Source organism: Methylomonas sp. MED-D (genome assembly GCF_050276835.1).
GTDB classification, from domain to species: Bacteria; Pseudomonadota; Gammaproteobacteria; order Methylococcales; family Methylomonadaceae; genus Methylomonas; species Methylomonas koyamae_A.
Map to the genome: position 1 here is coordinate 4,273,882 of NZ_CP189965.1, position 15,818 is coordinate 4,289,699.

17 protein-coding genes are annotated in these 15,818 nt (G+C 56.6%); 8 read left to right on the forward strand and 9 right to left on the reverse strand.

What is annotated here, in order from left to right; translation table 11 throughout:
* Position 1 precedes the first annotated feature (1 nt).
* Complete coding sequence (locus tag ACQE3E_RS19270) at positions 2-358, reverse strand: HesB/IscA family protein (RefSeq protein WP_064031129.1); 357 nt, start codon at positions 356-358, stop codon at positions 2-4.
* A gap of 197 nt (positions 359-555) precedes the next feature.
* On the opposite strand from ACQE3E_RS19270, the gene ACQE3E_RS19275 reads away from it, so the two are divergent.
* Together ACQE3E_RS19275 and ACQE3E_RS19280 are read left to right on the forward strand one after the other, a co-directional pair.
* On the forward strand, positions 556-834 hold the full coding sequence (locus ACQE3E_RS19275; RefSeq protein ID WP_064031155.1) for a nitrogen fixation protein NifZ: 279 nt from the start codon (positions 556-558) through the stop codon (positions 832-834).
* Positions 835-987: 153 nt separating this feature from the next.
* Positions 988-2,586, forward strand: a complete 1,599-nt coding sequence (locus ACQE3E_RS19280) for a SagB/ThcOx family dehydrogenase (protein WP_313730659.1) — start codon at positions 988-990, stop codon at positions 2,584-2,586.
* Positions 2,587-3,020: 434 nt separating this feature from the next.
* Here the strand turns inward: ACQE3E_RS19280 and ACQE3E_RS19285 are convergent, their stop codons facing one another.
* On the reverse strand, positions 3,021-4,265 hold the full coding sequence (locus ACQE3E_RS19285; protein WP_427500950.1) for a sensor histidine kinase: 1,245 nt from the start codon (positions 4,263-4,265) through the stop codon (positions 3,021-3,023).
* On the reverse strand, positions 4,258-4,902 hold the full coding sequence (locus ACQE3E_RS19290; RefSeq protein ID WP_313730657.1) for a response regulator transcription factor: 645 nt from the start codon (positions 4,900-4,902) through the stop codon (positions 4,258-4,260). The genes ACQE3E_RS19285 and ACQE3E_RS19290 overlap by 8 nt, the downstream gene beginning before the upstream one ends.
* A 286-nt stretch (positions 4,903-5,188) precedes the next feature.
* Between ACQE3E_RS19290 and ACQE3E_RS19295 the strand changes: the two genes are divergently transcribed.
* Together ACQE3E_RS19295 and ACQE3E_RS19300 are read left to right on the forward strand one after the other, a co-directional pair.
* Entirely contained in the window at positions 5,189-6,127 is a 939-nt protein-coding gene (locus ACQE3E_RS19295) for a hypothetical protein (RefSeq protein ID WP_313730656.1), read from the forward strand.
* Positions 6,128-6,284: 157 nt separating this feature from the next.
* A complete protein-coding gene (locus tag ACQE3E_RS19300) occupies positions 6,285-7,118 on the forward strand; it encodes a hypothetical protein (protein WP_313730655.1) in 834 nt (277 codons plus the stop codon).
* 194 nt (positions 7,119-7,312) lie between these two features.
* Here ACQE3E_RS19300 and ACQE3E_RS19305 read toward each other — a convergent pair whose 3' ends face one another.
* The 3 genes from ACQE3E_RS19305 to ACQE3E_RS19315 all read right to left on the reverse strand — a co-directional run bounded on the left by ACQE3E_RS19305 (position 7,313) and on the right by ACQE3E_RS19315 (position 10,557).
* Positions 7,313-7,720 (reverse strand): hypothetical protein, encoded by a 408-nt coding sequence (locus tag ACQE3E_RS19305; RefSeq protein WP_313730654.1) that lies wholly within the window; start codon positions 7,718-7,720, stop codon positions 7,313-7,315.
* A gap of 366 nt (positions 7,721-8,086) precedes the next feature.
* The gene (locus ACQE3E_RS19310) at positions 8,087-9,904 is read right to left on the reverse strand and encodes an ATP-binding response regulator (protein WP_426992465.1); all 1,818 of its coding nucleotides are present in this window, start codon (positions 9,902-9,904) and stop codon (positions 8,087-8,089) included.
* A complete protein-coding gene (locus ACQE3E_RS19315) occupies positions 9,904-10,557 on the reverse strand; it encodes a LuxR C-terminal-related transcriptional regulator (RefSeq protein WP_071156053.1) in 654 nt (217 codons plus the stop codon). Before ACQE3E_RS19315 ends, ACQE3E_RS19310 begins: the two co-directional genes overlap by 1 nt.
* A 452-nt stretch (positions 10,558-11,009) precedes the next feature.
* Here ACQE3E_RS19315 and ACQE3E_RS19320 point away from each other — a divergent pair, with 452 nt between their 5' ends.
* Both ACQE3E_RS19320 and ACQE3E_RS19325 read left to right on the forward strand, forming a co-directional pair.
* Positions 11,010-11,423: a hypothetical protein gene (locus ACQE3E_RS19320; protein ID WP_427500951.1), complete on the forward strand. Its 414-nt coding sequence runs from the start codon at positions 11,010-11,012 to the stop codon at positions 11,421-11,423.
* A gap of 272 nt (positions 11,424-11,695) precedes the next feature.
* Positions 11,696-12,250 (forward strand): hypothetical protein, encoded by a 555-nt coding sequence (locus ACQE3E_RS19325; RefSeq protein WP_427500952.1) that lies wholly within the window; start codon positions 11,696-11,698, stop codon positions 12,248-12,250.
* Positions 12,251-12,282: 32 nt separating this feature from the next.
* Here the strand turns inward: ACQE3E_RS19325 and ACQE3E_RS19330 are convergent, their stop codons facing one another.
* The 3 genes from ACQE3E_RS19330 to ACQE3E_RS19340 all read right to left on the reverse strand — a co-directional run bounded on the left by ACQE3E_RS19330 (position 12,283) and on the right by ACQE3E_RS19340 (position 13,599).
* Positions 12,283-12,918 (reverse strand): DUF998 domain-containing protein, encoded by a 636-nt coding sequence (locus tag ACQE3E_RS19330; protein ID WP_064031120.1) that lies wholly within the window; start codon positions 12,916-12,918, stop codon positions 12,283-12,285.
* Complete coding sequence (locus ACQE3E_RS19335; RefSeq protein WP_427500953.1) at positions 12,902-13,111, reverse strand: hypothetical protein; 210 nt, start codon at positions 13,109-13,111, stop codon at positions 12,902-12,904. Before ACQE3E_RS19335 ends, ACQE3E_RS19330 begins: the two co-directional genes overlap by 17 nt.
* 95 nt (positions 13,112-13,206) lie before the next feature.
* Complete coding sequence (locus ACQE3E_RS19340; protein ID WP_064031118.1) at positions 13,207-13,599, reverse strand: hypothetical protein; 393 nt, start codon at positions 13,597-13,599, stop codon at positions 13,207-13,209.
* A gap of 350 nt (positions 13,600-13,949) precedes the next feature.
* On the opposite strand from ACQE3E_RS19340, the gene ACQE3E_RS19345 reads away from it, so the two are divergent.
* Entirely contained in the window at positions 13,950-14,660 is a 711-nt protein-coding gene (locus tag ACQE3E_RS19345; RefSeq protein ID WP_071156061.1) for a DUF1566 domain-containing protein, read from the forward strand.
* A gap of 60 nt (positions 14,661-14,720) precedes the next feature.
* Complete coding sequence (locus ACQE3E_RS19350; protein WP_427500954.1) at positions 14,721-15,299, forward strand: hypothetical protein; 579 nt, start codon at positions 14,721-14,723, stop codon at positions 15,297-15,299.
* The last annotated feature ends 519 nt before the right edge of the window (positions 15,300-15,818 follow it).

Sequence of the window (15,818 nt, forward strand, 5' to 3'; positions counted from 1 at the left end):
CTTAAGAACAGGATTTAGGAGCACCGCCGTTGTCGCCGGTAGTGAACGACGAACCGCAGGCGCAGCTCTTCACTGCGTTGGGATTGGTAAACTTGAACCCGGAGCCTTCCAGGCTATCGACGAAATCGATCGACATGCCGTCCAGTTTTGGAAAGCTGAGTGGATCGACAAACACTTTGACTTCGCCGCAATCGATAATACTGTCATCGGGATTTTCCTTGGCTTCCAATCGCAAGCCGTAAGACAAACCGGAACAACCGCCATCGGTAACTTCGATGCGCAGTCCGCCGGTCGGCTTGTCGGAACTGCTGATAAAACGACCCACGGCCTTAATTGCGCTTTCTGTTAATGTAATCATGTTCTTGAGTCTCCTGAGAACGGTTTGGCATTGATCTTGTAACTCGTTAATGCAACCAGCATGCCATGCCCGCCAATTTCGGCAAAAAGGCTGATTTTGCTGGATAGCAGGCCGCCGAAAACCTCGATTCCGCGAGCCGTTTCGCAACAATGCCGGCCTATTTGTCGGCTTTGCTACAAACAAGATTGGAGAAAAAAATGAACGTAGAAGATTTGGATTTGGGCGACGTGGTTTATGCGGCTCATAGCATCATAGACGACGGCAGCATGCCGGAAGGCGAGGAAGGCGCGGTCCTGGCCGAAGCCGGCGCTCGCGGCGTGATCGTCATGAAGGGCCACGTCGAGGAAGACCCGTCGCTGACCGTTTTTCTGGTGCGCTTCGAGGACCAGGAAATGAATTTGGGCCGCCCGATAGGCTGCTGGAGCGAAGACTTGGTCGTGCCGGAATCGGAGGCCGAAGCGGTCACCCATCACTGAACCGCAACCATTCCATATCGTACCGGCGAATGAAATACATCGGCGTAGCAGCGGCTCCGGCCGCGATTGACGGCGTTCCGACACCGGATTGGCGATTCCGCGCCGCATGACTTTCATCGCCACTCGTTAACCGAACCAAGCCCTTACCGCCCCATGCCCAACGCCACCGCCGTCATTGCGTACCACAACCGCACCAAACACCAACTCAACGCCTACGCCAAAGGCCCGGAGTCGCTGGACTGGGACGACCAGCCCAGCCCGTTTCGGCGTTTTGCCGATTGCGATATCGTCAAACTACCGTTACCCGGCGCTGAGTTGGCGTGCCGCTTTGCTGAGTTGGACCGCCCCGAAGCCATAGCCCCTCGGCCCGTCTCACTGGAAAATGTCGGACTATTGATGGAACTGGCCTTCGGCTTATCGGCCTGGAAACAATTCGGTCCGGACCGCTGGTCGTTGCGTTGCAATCCGTCCAGCGGCAACCTGCACCCGACCGAAGCCTATCTGGTCAGCACCGACCACAAGCTGCTTAGCCCCGGCGTCTACCACTACGTCAGCCACGACCACGCGCTGGAACGGCGGGCGGCGTTTAGCGCGGACGGTTGCGAGCCGGCGCTGTACCTGGGCTTGTCGTCCATCCATTGGCGGGAAGCCTGGAAATACGGCGAACGCGCCTTCCGCTACTGCCAGCACGACATCGGCCATGCGCTAGCGGCGCTGAGCTACGCGGCCGCCGGGCTGGGCTGGCGCGTGGAATTGCTGAGCGAGGCCGGCGACGCCGACATCGCCGCTTGGCTGGGCCTGGATCGGGCCGACGACTTCGTCGCCAACGAGCGCGAAGCGGCCGACCTGTTTTGTCGCATTCACACCGACGCGCCAAGCACGGCCGATTTCGATCCGGCCGCTTTGTCGGGTTGCCTGCAAACGGCGGAATGGTTCGGCAAAACCGGTCGGCTGAGCGGCCGGCATTTTTACCGCTGGCCGGTGGTCGACGAAGTCGCCGAACACGCGTTGAAACCGCCGACGCCGCCCGAGCGGCAAACTTGGCCGGCCGCCGACCTGCCCGCGCCCAGCCGTGACGATTCGGCCAGCCGGCTGATTCGGGGCCGCCGCAGCGCCCAACACTTTAACGGCAAATCGGCGCCGCTGCCGCTCGCCGATTTTTACCGCATCCTCGCCGCACTGCTGCCCGGCGCCAAACCGCCGTTCACGGCCTGGAACTGGCCGGCGCAAGTGCAATTGTTCTTCTTCGTACATCGGGTGGACGGCCTGGAACCCGGACTGTACTGTCTGCCGCGCGCCGGCGAACTCGACGCGCTGAAACAAGTCTGCTCCGCCGACTACGTTTGGCAGCGCGTCGAAGCGCCGTTCGAGTTTTACTTGCTGACCGCCGGCAACGTCCGCCAAGCCGCGAAAACCCTATCCTGCCACCAACCGATTGCCAGCGACAGCGCCTTCAGCCTGGGGATGTTGGCCCGCTTCGCCGCCAACGTCAACACCGAAGCCTGGCGCTACCGGCGGCTGTTTTGGGAATGCGGCCTGCTCGGCCAGATTTTATATCTGGAAGCCGAAGCCGCCGGCGTGCGCGGCACCGGCATCGGCTGCTTCTTCGACGACGCCGTGCACGGCGTCTTGGGCTTGCAAAACGACGTTTGGCAAAGCCTCTACCACTTCACCGTCGGCGAACCGCTGGACGACAACCGCCTGCAAACCTTTCCGGCGTATGCGCATTTGAGTGATCCGGGGGCGCCTTAGAACCAAAACCTAACGATTGGCGCGGTTCGCCTACCGGATTGAGCGCCGGCAAAATCGCGGCGTCGTTTGATGGAACCGTCCCAATCGAACACCGACAAAGTCGCGGCAATTACACCGTAATTGCCCACGTTTGGCTTAACGCTATTTAAAGTCCACCCAACCACAAACCCTTTTGCGGTAGGACAAATCGTGACGAACCTTTATCGCCGAGGCACGCGGGTCAACCCACTATTCTGGCGGCGGAGGGCGACGCGCATAGCACACCCAATATCCTGCAATTTCCGGGAATCGAGGCCGCACCATTCGGGCGACACACTACGCCGACGACAGAACCCGCGACGCTGCCCAGCCACAGGTAATATCCTTGGAATGTCTGCGGCTCGGCCTGACGCAACCAGTTCGGTAGGCTGAATTTACCTTGACTGATCTTACCCCTAGTATCTCAAAACAGGTAGCAACAGCGTGAGACATGTCCCGCGTCCGAGCGCGCTATCGATCTTAAATTCACCCCCTAAATATTCCGCACGCCGATTCTGGTTGCGTAATCCACGCCCCAATGGGACGGTATTTAAATCGAATCCACAGCCATTGTCTTCAATATGAATTTCGACATGATCTTCCGAAGCGCGGGTGGCCAATCGAACGTGATCGGCGCGAGCATGCTTAAGCACATTGGCTAACGCTTCTTGCACCAACCGCAGTACATGCAGCGCATCGGGCGGTTCCAGCCAGGGCAGTTCCGGTAAATCATGGATGTCCCAGTCCAACGTGAGGCCGGCATCTGTCAGGCGCGGCCCCAAGCGATAACGGACCGTCGCTAGCAAAGTAACCAGATCATGCTCCATCGGCTCCAGTGAATCGATCACCAAGCGCAGGTCATCCACACAGCCACGCAAGGCTTCAATGACGGATGATTGCGGCAGATTGTCACGTTCAATAGCGCAGAGGGTAGCCAGTAACGTCGAGCCTAAGCCATCGTGCATATCATACATCAAACGTTGCCGCTCCAACAACAAGGCGTTTTCACGCTCGACAGCCACCAATTGCTTCTGTTGTTGGGTCAATGCTTCGTTAAGATCCCTGGCAAGATGGCGCTCGGTCATGGTGGTGTGGATAGCCGCTTGCACCCGCAAACCATATAAAAGAACCAAGCTTATTACGACCAGGAAATAGCTGGAATAGATCAACTCGCTGCGGAAGGCTAGCGCCGAGGTGTTTAGCAACATAACCGGAAGCACTGCGCAAATCAGCATCTTTCGTGTGCAGGGCGAATTGACCACACAAAACACCAGCATCAAATTGAAAAGACTGACGTAAGCAAATACCGTCGGTATTGGAGGAGACAACAGCCAAGGCAGCGAACCCCAGACTACGCCGCTAACCGTGATCGAAAACAACAGCCACGGCATATAGCGAGGAATCGCCTTAACTAAGGATTCCTCGGTTTCCATCTTCCAAGACACAAACGATTGCGCTAAATAGTTGCCAAAGGCCGCCACACACCAAACCAATTTTAGATGCGGTGGCCAATACTCGCCCCAGACATACAGCACGGCCATGGTCAGCAGCGATACCGCCAGTAAAGACATGCGCCAGTGCGCCAAAAATAAGGCGACTGCATCGACACGGGTTCGTTCTCTAAGGCTTTCCTCTAAACCGACCGCATTCGATTCAATCACGCAACAGCCCCAACTTGCGGGCTTCATAAATCGCTTCGCTCTTGCTGTGGACCTGTAATTTCAGATAGATGCGTTTGACGTAAGTGCCGACTGTGTTGCCGGACAACTGCATCAAGCCGGCAATCTCTTCGTAGCTATAGCCCTTGCTGCTCATTTCCAATACTGTGCGCTCCTGAGCCGACAAGCGCTGCGCCTCCAAGGATTCACCATTGTTGTTCTGAAAGCGTTTGATCAACAACTGGCGGGCTATCGCCGGACTAATCGGGCTGCCGCCCTGATACAAGGCCCGAATCTGTTCGACAATATCCAAGCTACTCGCACCTTTCAGCAAATAGCCCGTGGCACCGGCCTCGATACATTGCAGCACATGGCGTTCATCGCCAAACACGGTGATCACCATCACATCGCAGCGTGGCAAAAACTGCCGGGCCCAGCGGATCAATTCGATGCCGCTACCGCTGGGCAGGCCAATATCAACCAACAGCACGTCGGGTTTAGTCTGCTCCAGCAGGCGACGTCCCTCCGACAAATCGTCGGCAACGCCCGCCAAACGCAAATCGGCGGCACTAGCAATGGCATCAGCAAACGTCGCGCGGAATTGCGGGTCGTCTTCGACGATAAGAACAGAATGACTCATGGTTTGAGTCTATCACCCAACAGCATCCCAGGTGATCGTTTCCCAGGTAAAACATTACGATTTGTCCCGTCTTCACGGGACAGGACTGGCTAGACAAAGAGGCTTGTAAGCAGAAGAATGTGTTCGTGTTCACAACGCAAAGGTTTTTCGTTGTGTGTATTGCAGAGAACCTCGTGATCTCGCGCCGGTAAGGCGAAAATCAGCGGGTCTTAAATTACCCATAAACCCCAGTTCGCCGATTGCGTTCAGCTGGGATATTTTTGTAAAAAACGCCCAAGGGGGCAATATGCAAAGCAAAGCCATACTCTTCAATTCAATGCTGCTCGCCGCGCTGAGCTGCTCCGCTATATCCGCGGCTCATGCCGGTTATGCTGCAATAGGTTTTGAGGCTTCAGCTGAAAATTATATCTATGAAGGTCCCACTCACACCTATATCACTAACAGTGTTCAGACGCCTGGCAATTGGGGCGATGTAGCCAATGGTTACTATGATACCGGTGACGTGGTGGGTGAAAGAGGCAACCACGCGGGGGTCAGTGGCTCCATCTACACGAATGTCGTGCCGACAATATCGCTGCAAGGCTATGCGGTTTCGGCTGCTAACGGACCTCATCATTGGGACTATGAGGAAAGATTAACCGCTAGCTTCTCGGGCTCAGGCACAATCGAGTATCTTGTCAACGTCACTGGTCCAGGTGGCTATGTTCCTTTTTTTGTCTCAGGTACGACATACGGCCATAAGACCAGTGGTGTTGGCTTTGGCGGAGAGATTAAGAGTTATCTCGACTTGCAAGATGTTAAGGCAAATGGGGTTTTCGATTCACAGGCCGATGCGGCGACTTCTACTTATACCCACTATCACGCATCAACCGGAGATTATAACTACCATGCCAATTTCGGGAATGAGTTTGGCAAAAACAATGACGATAGCTTCTCGACTTCGTTTGTTTACGAGATTTATGTCCAGGCGAATACGACTTTCAAGTCGTTGATGACGGCCAGCGTCCAAGGGTTTGCCGGAGAAGGTGAGGGTCAAGCGTCGGTTTATATGGATCCCTACTTCTACATCGACCCGGTCTGGCTGCAAGCCCATCCTGGGTACAGCTTGCAAACTGAAGCGGGATTCGGCAATTCAGCCGCATTACCCGTACCCGGTGCAATCTGGCTGTTCGGTTCCGGCTTGCTTGGGTTAATCAGTTTGAAGCGTCGGCAAAACATCAGTTGAAGTTGTTCTTTTCAGCGCTGAAGGTTATCCGTCTGACCATACTTGCCAGGCTGATAATCACAGTTCAGCTTTTTAAATTCCCATTTTGTTGCATTCGCCTTCGGCAATTGCCGCATTGCCTTCTATATCGCTGAGCCTTTTAAGAGACATATCGACCATGAAATTATCCCTAATTCTAGCGACGCTTGCGCTTACCACCGCAACGGCGGGCAGCTATGCCAGTTCCGTAACAGTAACGGCGAACTTTACCCAATTCACGATGGGCGGCTTCGCCAGTGCAGCCGCGACCTTCAACAATCAACTGTCGGTCAATGGCACACCGATTGATGTTTGCGGAGGCGATCCCACGTGTGCGAGTGCTATTAATAACCCCTCGAGCATAACCGTCGCCCTATCGGGAAATTCAGTCAGCTTCGGATACGACCCAAACCGGTTTCCGACAGCGCGCATGAATGAGTTTTCCTTCAGCGGTAGCCCGATGGAGGTGGCTGGCCTTGGTCCTGAAAACTCCTTCAAACTGGGCAGCATAACTTACACCAATGGCATGTTCTATTCATTGGCATTTCTAGACTTTACCCTGACCACCCATTCCAATGACGCTGCCTTGGACAATCACATGTTCAATGGTCGTATCCGCCTAGATACCAATCAATCTCTTACTTTTCCCGCCGATCCAATGGTGGAGGCCGATTACTTTACCGTGGGTCAACCAGGGGGAGGTACGTTTACCACCATGGGTAGCGTACGGGTATACGATTACGGCTACTGCCCCGACGGTATCGGGCCAAATTGCAATACGGGTTCCGTTGACTTAATCGGACACATCAATTCGCTTGACCTGGACAAGTTTGCCAATCCGGCCGGCGGCGCTTTTTTAAATGCCAGTACCACCTCGACGCTGACACCGGTGCCGATACCGCCGGCCGGAATACTCCTTGGCTCCAGCTTATTTGGCCTGTCGAGAATCAGAAAAAGCCGTACTCGGATTTAGTCCTGATTTCATAAACGACGGATTCTTTGGAATCGGAAGCCCCCCAGCTGAAGCGAATACGACTACCACTCGAAGAACTTTCACTCTTCGACGCAGACACGCTTTCATGATCGTTAGGCGATTGATTACGCCTCCCATTGCCGGCCCCGCATGTCGGCCGCCGTCGTAATTTCAATAGTGTAAAGCCCGCACCATCAAACCCGCTCGTCCAACCCACCCGGCAACGGCATGCCGTCGATGCGCTTCAGTTTGGTCAGTACCGATTCCAGAAAATCGGTATTGGTGCCTCGGCTTTTGTCGAAGGCGATGGCGCCTTCGATTTGGCCGAGATAATCGATCTTGACGTCAGCCTGGGCTTGGGGATCGGCGTTTGCGAACAGGTTGCCGTGCATCATCGGCGCGATGTCCAGCAAGCCGTCCACGCCGGCCTTGATCAGCGAGTTGATTTCGTTCAGCGACACGTTGCGTAGATCGACCGTACGCGTTGCGTTCGCAGCGACCGGCGTTGCGCCCGCTTCGCGGCTGGTTACGTTGGCCGGCCGGCTGTTGCCGGCTTGGGCGGTATAGGCGGCAAGGGTTTGCCCGATCGTGGCAATGTTCATAGTGAGCTCCGGTTAATGGACTTGCGGATCGTCCGGTCTGACGCGAATGTTGGCCGGACGGCAGCCGGCGCTTGGAAATCCGTCAGCCAATTGCATGCCACTTTCCCGGAGCAAGCTGCCCAACAACGGCAATTCCGCGCGGCACCAAGCCGCGAACCGGGAATAGCGGAGATCATGCCGTCAGCGCCAGCCCGGCAATATCCGTCGCCGTCGTCATCGCACTTCACCTTTGGGTTTATCCCCCTCACCCTGCCCTCTCCCGCGAGGAGGGTTCTGTTTCGACTTTTACGACGGCCTCCACCGGGGCTTTTACGACACGCTCCGTGGGCGAGGGAGCGGACGCGCCGAAATTTGAAATGCGAAAGGCTATTCGGCGTCTACCGCATCGGCCGCCGGCAGCCAGCGGCTCAACAAGGCGTACAGCGCCTCGGGATCGACCGGTTTATGCAACACGACATAACCTTCCAGGTCGGCTTGATGCAGCGCCGGGGAGTCGAATTCGCCGCTGATCATCGCCCCGACAGCGGCTGGGCAACGTTCCAGCAAGGCTTGCAGCAGTTCGAAACCGCTTTCGCCGGAGCGCAAGCGCTGGTCGCAAAAAATCACCCGCGGTTCGAAGCCGCCGGCCAGCGCGGCGAAGGCCTCGCCGCCGGACCCGACGCAGACGGTTTCCACGCCCCACGCCGCCAACATGGCTTGCCAGGCGCCGCGTACTTGCGGCTCGTCGTCCAACACCAGGCAGCGTCCGTTCAAGGCCCCGCCCCGCCCGGCCGGCGAAAAATCGCGGTCGCGGGTCGCCGCGCGCCGTTCGACGATGTCGGCGCTCGGCAATTGCAACCAAAACCGCGAGCCCTTGCCTTCCCGCGAACTCAAGCCTTGACTGGCCCCCATCAGATCGGCGCACCTTGCTACCACCGCCAACCCCAGGCCGTGGCCGGCGTTGTCGATGCGCCAAGCGTGCTCGGGCCGGAAGAACGGCGAAAAGATGCGTTGGCGGTCGTCCTCGGCAATGCCCACGCCGGTATCCCACACTTCCACTCGCCAGCCGCCGCCGCGTCGGCGCGCCGCCAGCAACACGCCGCCGTGTTGGGTGTAGCGCAGCGCGTTCTGCATCAGATTAATCATGGATTGGCGTAACAAAGTCGAGTCGGCCCGCACCAGCGCGTTACCGGCACCGACGCGCACCCGCAATTGGATGTCGCGGGCATGGGCTTCCTCGCGAAACAAGGTGGCAACGTCGTTCATCATCGGTTCCAGCGCCACGGTTTGCAGATTGACGGGCTGGGCGCCCAGTTCGATGCGCGACAGGTCCAGTAGCGAATTGAACATCTGCGTCACCGATTGCACGCTCTGCTTGAGGTCTTGCAAGGCCGGACTGAGCAGCAAATCCCGGTTGCGACGAGAGATGGATTCGATCAAGAACCCCATCGCATGTACCGGCTGGCGCAGATCGTGGCTGGCGGTGGTCAAAAACTGGTTTTTGGCCCGTAGCGCTTCCTCGGCCTGCTCCATGGCCAGACGGTAACTTTCCGCGAGTCTGGCGCTATCTTCCTCCAGTTTGATCTGTTGCAAGAAAAAGCCGTGGGCAATCGACGAATGGCGGTGTATCGACAATACGTAGCTGAGGCATAAGGGTAGCGTCAACGGCCAGTGCTCGGGAAAGGTCCACGGCGTCAGCAGCGTACAAACGCCCCAACTGGCGGCGAAGAAGCGTTTGAAGGCGCTGAATACCGGCGATTGATGGGTAGCGTTGGCCGCCATCACCGCCGCCAAGCTCATGTACAGCGTCAACGCGAATTCGAACGGCACCCGGCCGGCGACGACCAACACCAATGCGGTCAACCCGAAGCCGTGCAGCAGCGCCGTCCTCAGGACTACCGGCAACCATTCGGCCACCGCGAGCGCCGGATCGAGTTGCGCGCGATCGCGCAGATATTGGCGATGCAGCCGCCGAACCGCGACCACGGCAATCGAGTAGGATGCGGTCCACATCAACAAACCCCAGGGGTTCCGGTCCAGTTGGTATTTCCAGTAAGCGAAGGGCAAACCGACGAAAGGAATAATGGTAATGCTGTAGACCAAGCGGTTTAAGGTCATATCCAACAAGCGCGCCTGACCGTCGGGGCTGATGTCTGCAAAACGTAAAGGGTCGGCGGCAGTTGAATCAGAGAGTGCCGACTTCATTACGAACCTTCCAGTTTTCTGCCGCGCAGCATGGTAATCACCTCGATCCGATTGCGGGCACCCAGCCGTTCCAGAATACCGGTGACGTGCTCTTTGACGGTTTGTTCGGACAAAGACAGGTTCAAGGCGATGCGTTTGTTGGGCAAGCCCTTCAACATCATCGCCAGTACCTGGCCTTGACGGGCGGTCAGACCCAGCTCGGCGGCGGTGACCGGCAGCTCCTTGAGCGGCTGATTGATACCGGTCGCGGCAAATGGACCGGTGTGAAACCAAGTGTCGCCCCGCAGCAACGCGGCCACGGCGCGGCCGAAAATATCCGGCGCTTCCTGCTTGTGCAGAAAACCGTCGGCACCGGCTTCGCGCACCTTGCCCGACACGGCCGAATTGTCGTCCGCGCTGATGGCCAGCAAACGCGTCGCTGGGCATTGCCGTTTCATTTGCACGAGTAAGGGTAGCGACGCACCTTCCGGCAGCCAAAAATCCACCACGGCCAACGACGGCGGCTGGGCGGTATCGAGAACTTCCCAAAACTCGGCGATGCTGGACACCGGCCGCGCCTGGCCGAAGCCGCAATGCGATAGCAAAAAATCGGCGATGCCGCTCGCCAACAGCGGGTGGTCGTCGATAACCAACGCGCTTGCCGAATTTGTCACATTCAATTCTCCCCAATGGTCGACAGTCTCGTTCGGCATTCTCCGCCGAGCAAGGCTGTCGCTAAAACATGCAAAATGATTACATCTTAACAATAGCCGGCGTGTCCCAACACCCTACTCCGGTAGGGTTCCGCCGCCACGCCGCGCTTCCGATAATGTCGCCCACTCATGTAGCCAATAGCCTGGTTTTCGGGTATTCGCATCCGTTCAAAAACGGCTGTTTGGCGGAAGTTTTTTGGCCTTGCTGATTTATAAAACAATTAATTAGAGCAGCTAATGCCGAAGGTACGACAAGTTACGAATTTTATAAGACATTCGATGCCGTATGCATCACTAAGGCCTATCGATTAAAAGGAGGCGCGGTGAAACCTTGCTTTCTATCGTTATCGGTTGTTGTTTTAACGATTAGTTGGATGTGCTTTAGGTTTTCACGCCAATGACAAGGCTAATTCATGAAAAATGTTATGACAACAATTGCCGCGTCCATGCTCTGTTCATGTGGTTTTATGACGCCGGCCAAGCAATATGCGGGCGACAGTCTGGGACCAGACGAGATTGCGGTAATCCAAAGTGTTGTGGGCTCCCCGTTTGCCGATGCTTATCATACGACCATCATCGGCTATTCGAAGATTGAACCCATCGGCTCCGGCGAACGGAAGGAATTTGGCTGGCCGGGTTTTACGGACTACCCCAGCGAAATTCATCTCCTGCCTGGAGAGTATGAAATTCAAGTCTATTGCTTTAAAGGGTTTTCGAGTCGTAGACCCAAGAAAACGCTGGTCCTACAAGCAGGTCGAATCTACCGGCTCAAATGCGATGTCCGAAACGATCAGGCACTCGTCACTGTGAGCTTGCAAGTCAACTAACCCGCTAGGGTGGTCGGTGGTCACGCAACATTTAACGCAATCTACGATTCTTGCTCAGTCGAAACCCATTTTCCGAGACCAACGCGCTGTTCCGCTTGACGTTACAAGACCGACGATAGCCGGCTCCGATGGTTGAAACAGCGCGGCGCAGGTTTGCCTCATGCCTGATCGTGTCTCTGTTGATACATCTTGGGCTAGCGTCGGCGTTGACCGATATATTTCGACCGAGGAAACCGGCGGACCGGTTGCCGGATCGCTTGGCAGTGCTACCAGTGGAATTCAAAATCCTACATTTAGCGGAAAATGGCAGGGACAATCAGTCGCCGCCAAGCTTGCCTGCTAAGATGGCGGGAGGCAGATCAAGGGCGCAACCAAAGCCGACGCCGATTTTCACAGATCATGTCGGCTCCTCGCCACGACAAGCGATTAACGTCACATCGCAGACTGATAAGTCTGCGAATCCCGCACATCCGGAGCCTCCCAAACTCGACCTATCCAAGGTATTGAACGACGTGCGTCAAGTCGCCCGAGAATCGGCGGAGCATAATGGAGAACAGAAATTCGATCGCCGCAAATTGGCAGTTAACCCGGAAAATCTTCACGCTCCGGATAGCGGGCCTAAGGACGTAATAGAGACTTATACGCTTCCCAATGGTTACCAGCGCCGATGCGCCGTCACTGCGGACGGCAAAAAGCAATGTATGAGTAAAGAAGCGGATGACGACGGCATTTGGAACGCTAAGATTTATGTACCGGACTCGCTGCCGTCCGACGGCAAATCCGTCGAGTTTGCTCGACGTCTACAGCAGGCTGTCGGAAAACATTAGCGCTGTCGCTCGGCTTGATGAAAACTGATGACTTAGGGTCGCATCGTAATTTCGATTCGGCCGATGTAGGCTTCGGCCAATTGCACGGCGCTCGCTAACGCGAGCCAGCCGAACAACACGCCTTCGGCAACGCGTTGGATCAGTCCCCTGTAGTCCGCCAGACAGGGGATGGCAAGCGACACCAGAACCGTCAGTACCAGTGCGCCGGAAATCTTCAAAGGGATTGCGATGCGGGAGCCCGGAATGCGCCCAAACAGCAGCAAAGCCAAACCGCCTCCCAGGTATTCAAGCGCACCGAATAGGTTATGAATTTGCTGGCGCCAGGAGCCGATCAGCGGGGAGCCGGGATCGCACGGGAATAGCGCGCAGAATACATAAGCTGTTCCCACCCAGGAAAATGCCAGTAATCCTTCGCGTAGACTGGGGTACTGCTCGAGCATGCGGTACTGGCAGACCAGTGCTAGCCATTGCATCAAGCCCACCGGCAGGAAAAGTCCGTAATTGATTTGGTCCGCCAATGGCGTTCCGAACGCAGCCAATTCGCTGACTGTCTGGCGCGCGGCGTCGTAGTTGGGTAGCGTTTGGGCATAGTGCCAGTTTCCCCAAGCCAACAGGCCCGAGGATGCCAGTCCCAACCAGCCGGCATGGCTACTAAGTGGCAGTTTCATTTGTCTGGGCTACCCCTGTCGGCAGATCGGATGGCAATAGCCGGCTTAGCAGAGCATACGAAGCCACCGGGTCCAACCGTTTGTGCAACACCAGATAACCCTGCTGCTCGGCTTGGGCCAGGGTCGGCGAATCGAACTCGCCGCCGATCATGGCCCCGACGGCGCCCCGCCCGACCCAAACCGTGGCCGGCATTGTCTATCCGCCAGGCCGATTCGGGGCGGAAGAATGGCGAATAGAAGCGTTGCCGGTCGTCTTCTCCGACTCCGACTCCGCTGTCGGGCATTACTTCAGCATTTGCCGGCAGCTCGTAGTAATGCATTACAGTTTGCATTGTTGGTTTTTCCGATGTCGCTCGATCCGCGCGTAAAATCCGTACACATGGCGTCCGCCCCGCTTGCCATCCCCCACGTCGCGAATTTACCGAGCCCCGACGGCTCCAAAATTTCGCATTTAAAGGTGGCCCCATCGTTCGTTTTAACGGTGTACTGCATACCGTTATAACCAGTGGGCGCTTCCGTTGCCTGTGAATTAGTGATCGTGAAGTTGCCAATTTCACGGCCGATCGCCATTGATATTTTGCTCTCGGCTTTGTTGCCTCCTTGGGCGGGAGCGTTATTTGCCGTGGTTGCGCAGCCGGAAAGTACCGACAACAGCGTTACCGTCAGAAGTTTTTCTACCATTTTTGCTCTCCAACGCTCCGAGTTACAAAAAACGCAAGGCATCGGAGCGTGAAGATATGCCTAACGTCGAGTTGCGGTATCAAGCCGTCAAACTAAGCATCCGGTGGGTTATTGCCACATGAGTCGATTGCCGGCACTGGCTGATTTTCTGCAGTTGGCGGGACTCATTCAGACCGGTTCAAAACATGCAAAATAATTACATCTTAACAAACCGCCTGGTTGGCATGACACCCTACTCCGGTAGGGTTCCCAGCCTGTATCTGTCTTCCGATAATGCGCCCAGCCTTAGAGCCGTTAGTCCGGTTACCGAGTATCGGCATCTATTCGAGAACAACCTTTTGGAGAAAACGATGAAACGTATAATTTTACGCGCGGCCTTGTCTGCGCTCGGCACGCTGGCTGTCGGCAGCGCGCAAGCCCAGTTGTTCGACCGGGGCGGCGGCCTGATCTACGACAGCGAGCAAAACGTCACTTGGCTGGCGGACGCCAACTACGCCAAAACCAGCGGCTACGACGCCGAAGGCAAAATGAGCTGGCAAAACGCCGTGGCCTGGGTAGACGGCTTGACCTTCTTCGACGATGTGCGCGGCGCGAGTTACGACGATTGGCGCCTGCCGACCTTCAACGACCTGGGCGTGCCCGGTTGCGACTATGGATACAGCGGTAGCGATTGCGGATTCAACGTCTCCACGGCCAGCTCGGAACTCGCGCATCTGTTCTACGGCGATTTCGCTAACAAAGGCGCCCTCGATTCGCATGGCGGACCGCAGTCCGGCTACGGCCTCGTCGACGATCCGGCCACGGCCGACGACGAAAGCCTGTTCAGCCATCTGCAATCCTTTGGCTATTGGCTAGGCACCAGTTACGGCGGCGACGCCAGTAAAGCCTGGTATCTGAGCACCGCGACCGGCATGCAAAATTACATCAGCAAAGGCACCAATTATTACGTCTGGGCAGTCCGTGACGGCGACGTCGCCGCGCCGGTGCCATTGCCGGGCGCGGTCTGGCTGTTCGGTAGTGCGCTGATCGGCTTGATATACGCGAAACGTCGCGGCGTATAACTTGATTTTTAATCCGGCGGGCGGCTTTTGTAGGCCGCTTGTTACTTTCGAGGAAATCTTATGAAATTGAAACAAATGGCTGGGGTTTGGGTTATGGCCTTATTAAGCGTATCGCAGGCTTATGCCTCGCAAACCGTGCTCACCTTTGAAAACTTGAACGATTGGGATTTGGTTGACGGTTACGGCGGCATTTCCGGATGGCAAGCCGGCGGAAGCTTGCGAGATTATTCCATTTACCCGTCCCATCAGCCGGACATGGGGGATCATTATTTCGCGGTTTCTTACGGCGGCGCGGAGCTGAGTTTCGACTCGGCGCCGGTGGTATTCGAGGGCGTGCATTATAATTTTGTCGGCTTCGACAGTCATGTCAGCTACGACCTGTATTACCAAAACCAACTGGTTTATAGCGCACCGCTGGTTCCGGAAAATCAGCCGCCGGAAGTTTATTGGTTGGCATCTGGCTACGCTGGGCTAATCGATAAAATCTATTTTCACGGGACGTCGGACGGCGTCGTCGTCGACAACCTGACCTACTCGACCACGGCCCCGGTACCGCTACCCGGCGCGGCTTGGCTGTTCGCAAGCGCCTTGGCCGGCGTCGCGGTCCGCCAGCCGCGTCGGCAAACGCGGTGGAAATAAAATGCGTGCGGTCAAACCCGCGGCCTAGGCAGTCATTCCACCGGTCCCGCGCGATAAAGCCGTGCGCCGCCGGTTAGCTCTGAGTTAGACTCCGCATCTATCTCTAATTGCCGCGGCCGCCGCTGATGAAACTCCTTAAACTACTACTCGCGATAACCGTCGGCGCCGGTGCCTACAATCACTGGCTGCAGCACCGGCAAGATAGTCCCCCTGGGAGTTCCGAAACGCTCGCAAACGTATCCAGCGCGTTTGTGGAGTTACCCGCGATCAGCGGTCAGAGTCCGTCCTCGGTTATTGTGGTCGCGGCCGAACACTGCCCGCATGCGGATGCGCGGCGCGCCGATCGACTCGCGGAGGACTTGTCTCGAAATGGCGTGCCGGTGGTCCGAACGCACTCGGTAAACTTTGACATACCCAACGGCGGACAGGCCGATCTGGACAAAATCGACCAAGTGATGACCGGTCCGCTCCCAGTCGTCTTTGTCCACGGCCGAGCGAAGGCAAACCCAACGCTAGACG